This window comes from Aurantimicrobium sp., from assembly GCF_036667855.1.
Lineage (GTDB): Bacteria > Actinomycetota > Actinomycetes > Actinomycetales > Microbacteriaceae > Aurantimicrobium.
The window spans coordinates 1-5,569 of the sequence record NZ_JAVWTF010000069.1 but is presented as its reverse complement, the minus strand read 5'-3'; the positions used below and the strand labels follow the sequence as shown (position 1 = coordinate 5,569).

General features: G+C 50.8%; 5 protein-coding genes. All 5 read left to right on the top strand.

Annotated elements, in window-relative coordinates:
- Nucleotides 1-1,306 (top strand): tyrosine-type recombinase/integrase (locus tag RR877_RS09605; protein WP_332628069.1); only part of this gene is annotated, 1,306 nt, incomplete at its 5' end.
- 578 nt (nucleotides 1,307-1,884) lie between these two features.
- Complete coding sequence (locus tag RR877_RS09600; protein WP_332628068.1) at nucleotides 1,885-2,478, top strand: hypothetical protein; 594 nt, start codon at nucleotides 1,885-1,887, stop codon at nucleotides 2,476-2,478.
- A gap of 494 nt (nucleotides 2,479-2,972) precedes the next feature.
- A complete protein-coding gene (locus RR877_RS09595; RefSeq protein WP_332628067.1) occupies nucleotides 2,973-4,163 on the top strand; it encodes a hypothetical protein in 1,191 nt (396 codons plus the stop codon).
- A 243-nt stretch (nucleotides 4,164-4,406) separates the two neighbouring features.
- Nucleotides 4,407-4,625, top strand: a complete 219-nt coding sequence (locus RR877_RS09590; RefSeq protein ID WP_332628066.1) for a hypothetical protein — start codon at nucleotides 4,407-4,409, stop codon at nucleotides 4,623-4,625.
- Between the two features lie 467 nt (nucleotides 4,626-5,092).
- Nucleotides 5,093-5,314, top strand: a complete 222-nt coding sequence (locus tag RR877_RS09585) for a hypothetical protein (protein ID WP_332628065.1) — start codon at nucleotides 5,093-5,095, stop codon at nucleotides 5,312-5,314.
- Nucleotides 5,315-5,569 lie beyond the last annotated feature (255 nt).

Genomic DNA, 5,569 nt, shown 5'->3' with positions numbered 1-5,569 from the left:
GAGCCGTGGTGATGCATGGAAAGAACAGATTGCGTCTTCTGCTCGTGCATTTGACGATGTTTTCCGCCAGCTCAAGACACGTGTTGTTCTTGGCGAAGTGGAGGAAGTAGCTCCACTTAATCCAGTAGATATTCAAGAGCTTCACCGGCTCGTTTTCGACGATTCCAAAGATGGGAGGCGGAGACGTGCAGAAGCAGACCGTGTTTACGCAATGCCGGGGCTAGATGGCGAGATAGCTTTGCACAACCTCGCACACCAGATGCTACTCGAAACCCTCGGTGAAGTAGCCACGTCCGTGCAGGAACTTTCACCAGCCGAAGCAGGTGAAATGCAGGGCATCTTGATCGATCCGAAATCCCACAAACAGAGGTCACCAATCACCAAGGCCAGATTGGCAACATTCCGCACACACAGGCAAGGTCGAGCTATTGCCCCAAAGACCATTGACCAGCAGGAGTCGAAGCTGGAGAAGCTTTCTGACTTTTTGAAAACAGGAGAACGCAGTCTCGACTTTGACGCTGTGTCGGCGTGGCTGGACTCCCTCAAGCTGGCAAGCAAGACCCTGACACAATACCTGCTGGCTGGTAGCGTGTTCTGGAGATGGGCAATGAAGCACGATGCTCGCTGGCGAGAAGATTTCAAAGATCGTGCAAATCCCTTCGAAAATCACGATCTGCCGCAGGTGAGGGGAAAGGCCAAGAACGATGCTCAGCGAAAAGATTTCAATCTGGAAGACATCAGCAAACTACATGCAGCAGCGTCAGCCGAGGGGCACGCCACACTGGCTGATCTGATCCTTCTCGGTACATATACCGGCGCCCGCATCGAAGAGCTTTGTCAGTTGAAGGCTGAACACGTCATTGAGCCAGACGGTATAAAGAGCTTCGATATTGTTGACTCCAAGACAGCAGCAGGCATCCGAGTTGTACCAATCCACCCTGCCCTGTCAGCTCTCATTGATCGTTTGGTTGATCAATCCAAGGGCGGGTATCTGGTGCCCTCTGACAGTAAAAACAAATACGGCATTCGATCGGACGCTCTCTCCAAAGCGTTTGGCAGACTCAAGACAACGCATGGATATGGTAGCCAGCAGGTTTTTCACTCCATCCGAAAGACTGTCGTCACTCAGCTTCATAGAGCGTCCGTACAAGGCGCACTGATCGCTGAACTAGTTGGTCATGAAACAGGCTCTGTGACTTTCGATGTGTACAGCCAAGGTGCGACAGCAGCACAGAAACTAGAGGCGATTTCAAAACTCCCCCTGATCCCCATACCCCCCGAAGTTGTACAGAAGACATCTGAGTAAAGTTGTTTTGCGGCACGCCCTGCAACCCGTTGAGTGCGGGGCACAGAAACAAAGCCCGTACACAAATCCAACTAACCTCGCAAGCATTACCTTGACAAAATCAACTTCCGTGTTATAATAATCAATGTAGAGCGGTTATCCTTCCCGGCTCTTCCAACAACAGTTTCAATCAACCATGTTTGAATGGGTTCGCTGTTTTTATCTGGTAGTAGCTTCATGTTGCCACTTCTATTTCTTATCTCATCGCCATTGTCTAATCACTTCCAGTGACGGTGGGTGAGCCACGTTCAACGTGGCTTCTCCATATTCCTCAAACATCTTGAGATTGCCAATGGCGGGCTGTTTCCTCCGCCACCTTGTGTCTTACCCAGTGATATTTGGCACAAACTGGTACATCAGGGCAAACGGGTTCGTCTCCGTTTGTTCAAAGAGCCGTTGCTGGCGGTGATGGACTCAGCACAAATACGAAGCGCAATAGACACAGGGCCGTCCGGCCCTTTGTTTTGTCCGCCTTTCGTTATTCTTACGCCCCAATAACCAAAACAAGGAGGCCGAATGGCTGTGATCCTAGTACGCCCGTGCGTGATCTGTGGCAATCCCATGGAAACAAAACGCGCTTCGAAGCAAACATGCTCTCAACGCTGTTACATGCAGCTATACCGAGCCAACAAAATCAACCACCACAAGGAATCCAACTGATGTCCGTACTCAAAGCCTTTGACAAAACCACCCTGCAATCAATGAAAGACAATGCTGCAAAGTTTTATGATGATGGTTTTTGCGACGAAAATGCACTTCCCGCGATACGCGCTACAGTGAGCCAGCTAGCCGTCATGGCCTTGGGTCTTCCGGCCGCATTCAAACGCCGCGATGAATTCCTGGCTGCCGGATACATGCACAGCGATGTGAGCCCGATCCAATTCGGCGCCTATATCACCTTCTACGTGAAGAAATCGCAGGTAGAGCAGAAAGCCGATATGAAGGCGATTCATGCTCAAGTCGAGTCAGATTATCGTGCAAATCTTGAACGTGAGAACGAATTGATCATTGCCCGACAAGTTCAACTTGAACAGGAGAGTATTGATCGTCAGGTTGAACGGGAACTTGCAGCAGAGCGTCAGGCTCAACGCGATGCAATCGAAACTCGGATTCGTGCCGAGCTTTCGAAGTGATCGACTGTCGAATTTAGTCACACAGCCTCACAACTCTGGATGGCCTTCGGGCCTGTCCCCAACCCCACAGAAGGAAGTGCCAATGTACATCGGCAGGATACCACTCGGCTTTTTACTCACTCTGTTTCTGATTGCAGTATCGCACTTTAGCCATTCAGGACAGATTGAATTTGTCAGTCAGCACGCAATTGACTTGAATCGACAAACATACAACAGACTTCAACTGGAGCGCTCGCAAGACAGAACGATAAACAACGAGCAAATACGAAAGATTGTATCTGTGGAAATAATGCGAGCCATGCCGACAACACCAAGCATCAGACCAAACTAGGAGAATTACTCGATGAACAAGACTTGTACCTGCAACTACTGTGGTCATGTTTTCTCAGTCCAGAAGCGTCGCCGCTATTGCAATGCGTTCTGCTTCCACTCTGATCCATGCAACCCCAAAGCCCAAAGCCCTATCAATGCCACCCATAATGGAGCCAACACCAATGACCGCAACATTCAGAGCAACAGCTAAACGTCAACCAACCTGCCCACAGTGCAAAAAGCGTTTTCGCACCAGCAGCAAAACGGCGAAATTCTGCAATACGTCTTGCCGCACTGCGTTCAACAACAAAGCACGCCACGTTAAGCGAATCGCCAGCGCTACCAATTCCCCGTTCTTCTACGAACTCGCCCGTCAGGCTATCAGAGCCCGCACCGTTCAGATTTATCACCACTTCGACCAGCAGGAACTTGAAGCTCTGTACGACGTGTACGCGAGTTGTCAGCGGATGAATGGGTATGGTCTACGCAGAGACCACGGCGAAGCTCCATTCGAGTTGTCCCATATCGCTCCTGTACATGGTAAAGCTTCCATCGGTCTTTTCAGAGCCGACAATCTGGTCATAGCGCCAATGGCGCTCAATCGTTCGCATGGTGCCAAGCATTACAGCGGCGGCGCCTCAATCCCTCGTGCAAACCTTTTGCTTCGTTTCGCAGTTTCCGAGCATGACAAGCTCTCGCAGGTGGTGCAGCGTGTTATCCAGATAATCGGCGTGGAAGTAGTGCAAGCCGTCGTTCAGTCCCGCAAGATCAAGCCAAGCAAGCGACAAGCACTGTACTCGTGGTTAGTCGATCATCTCGACCCAGCCAATCCAAACCACACCGAACACTTGAAGACAATCGAAACTGCGTCAGCTCGTATTTTGGATGGCATTAAGCGCCAGCTTGAAGGCAAGGAACCCGTGGGTGATTTCCGTGCGTGGCTCGACTACCACAATGACACCAGTGTTCTTCTGAGCGAGTGGGAACGTATCGGCAAAGAGTATCGACAGGAGTTGTTGCCAGCCCTCGAGCGGATCCAGTTCCTGTTCGCCAACACAAACCCTCGTTTCAGTTACAACTTCCACTTCGACGCTGTCGACCTTCGATTGGTTTTCGACATGCTGCATGGACGGCCAGCCCATACAGTCACTTCGATCATCGACGCCCAATACGCCAAAGCACTGGCGAGCCCGATCAAGTACCAGCCAACCCAAGCCCTTGTGTCAGTTGTTGAGAAGCCCCTACGCGCTTCCCTGAGCGTGACGGAATCGTTCCTTGAAGGTTTGGATGATTGCCTTTCTTTCGACGCCCTCGACGCCTTGTACGTCGGCTCCGTGTCAGTTGATCGCGAACTTATACCAGCTCCGTTCTAGAACAAACGGATGCACGCAGTAGAAGTGCAACGCACACGGTGCGATTCGCTTGTAGGCCATATAAACCGGGAGGTGCAGCCATTTCAAGTGTGCGTGGAGTTTGTGCGGCAGTAGTTGCTATATTGCCCGCATGCAACTGATTCCTAGTTGGCCGAGGGCGATCTTCATACATGATATACTGCCACCTGACAGAACCGAACTTTCGGAACTGCAAACTTCCGTTGATTTGAAAAGGTAAAAGCAATGAACGAACACTTGAAAGTTTTGGCTGCAATTGCAACTGGCAAAGTCGCACACGTTGACGGTGATGAGGCTCGTATATTGAGGGAATTGATTCTGCTTGGAAATGCAGAGGCGGTATTCTCTGGAGCAGATGACGATTTCAACGTGCTATCCTATCTCGATCCGGAAGTTACTACACAGGGCAAGAAATACCTCGCAGCCCATCACGTTTCTGCATAAATCGTAGTAACAGGGAGCAGCCCAAGACTTGCAATCAAGGGCTGCATAATGCCTATCGTGCATCTCGCGTACAGGATCAGCGCGAACTAGTTGCACTAACTTCAGTTGCACCAGTTTTATACAAAATAAAGTATGAAAAAACCCCTAATAAACCCTGTTTTAACGGTCGAAACTGGGCCATTGAGTATGGTTATTCGAGGGCATTGGAGTGGTGCGATGCCCGGAAACATTGATTCTAGAGCCCCCTGCCTTCTAGAACACCAAACAAAAGCCGGTTTTCTCCGCCTGCACGCAAAATCTGGAGAGTGTCGAGGGAGAATGGTCGATCCGTTTCACACAGAAGCGCGTCACCGTCGCTTTCGTCACACATTCGACCTGGGCCATGCGGATTCTGCATATGAGCGCCAACCCGTTCATCCAGTTGCTGAGCTACGATCCGTGCATCCATTCCCTCAAGGACGACAGCCATGCCAGACAACACAGAAGCCAATGTAGCTGCGGCGGACGTACTAACCCTCCTGTTGCACAACCAGCACGCGCTTGCAGCGGCGATTGAGGAAATGGCGTTGTGGACTAAAGCCAATGGCTCAAGTGAAACCCATGATAACGCCGTCACCGCATTGCAAACTCTTGATGCGAACGCATCCGCCATCACCGCAGGGATTCTCAAGCTCAGGATGGGTCGGTAAAACGAACGTTAAGTAGACCTTCCGGAAATAGCTGGATAGTGGACCATAAAATAGGGTTGAATCTAAACAGACCCATCGCTATTATGGACCCACGTCAAAGCGACCCTTCCGATCCGACAGGAGCAGCACAATGGCCCGCACTTTCGTTTATGCCCGTGTATCGACCAGCGATCAGAGCACCGACAACCAAGTTCAAGAAGTGCAGCGTGCTGGTTTCGATGTGCGAGAGGATCGGGTGGTTGTTGAGACGGTCTC

Coding starts and splice junctions, on each gene's coding strand:
- RR877_RS09595 (WP_332628067.1), top strand. CDS start 2,973: ATGACCGCAACATTCAGAGCAACAGCTAAACGTCAACCAACCTGCCCA.
- RR877_RS09590 (WP_332628066.1), top strand. CDS start 4,407: ATGAACGAACACTTGAAAGTTTTGGCTGCAATTGCAACTGGCAAAGTC.
- RR877_RS09585 (WP_332628065.1), top strand. CDS start 5,093: ATGCCAGACAACACAGAAGCCAATGTAGCTGCGGCGGACGTACTAACC.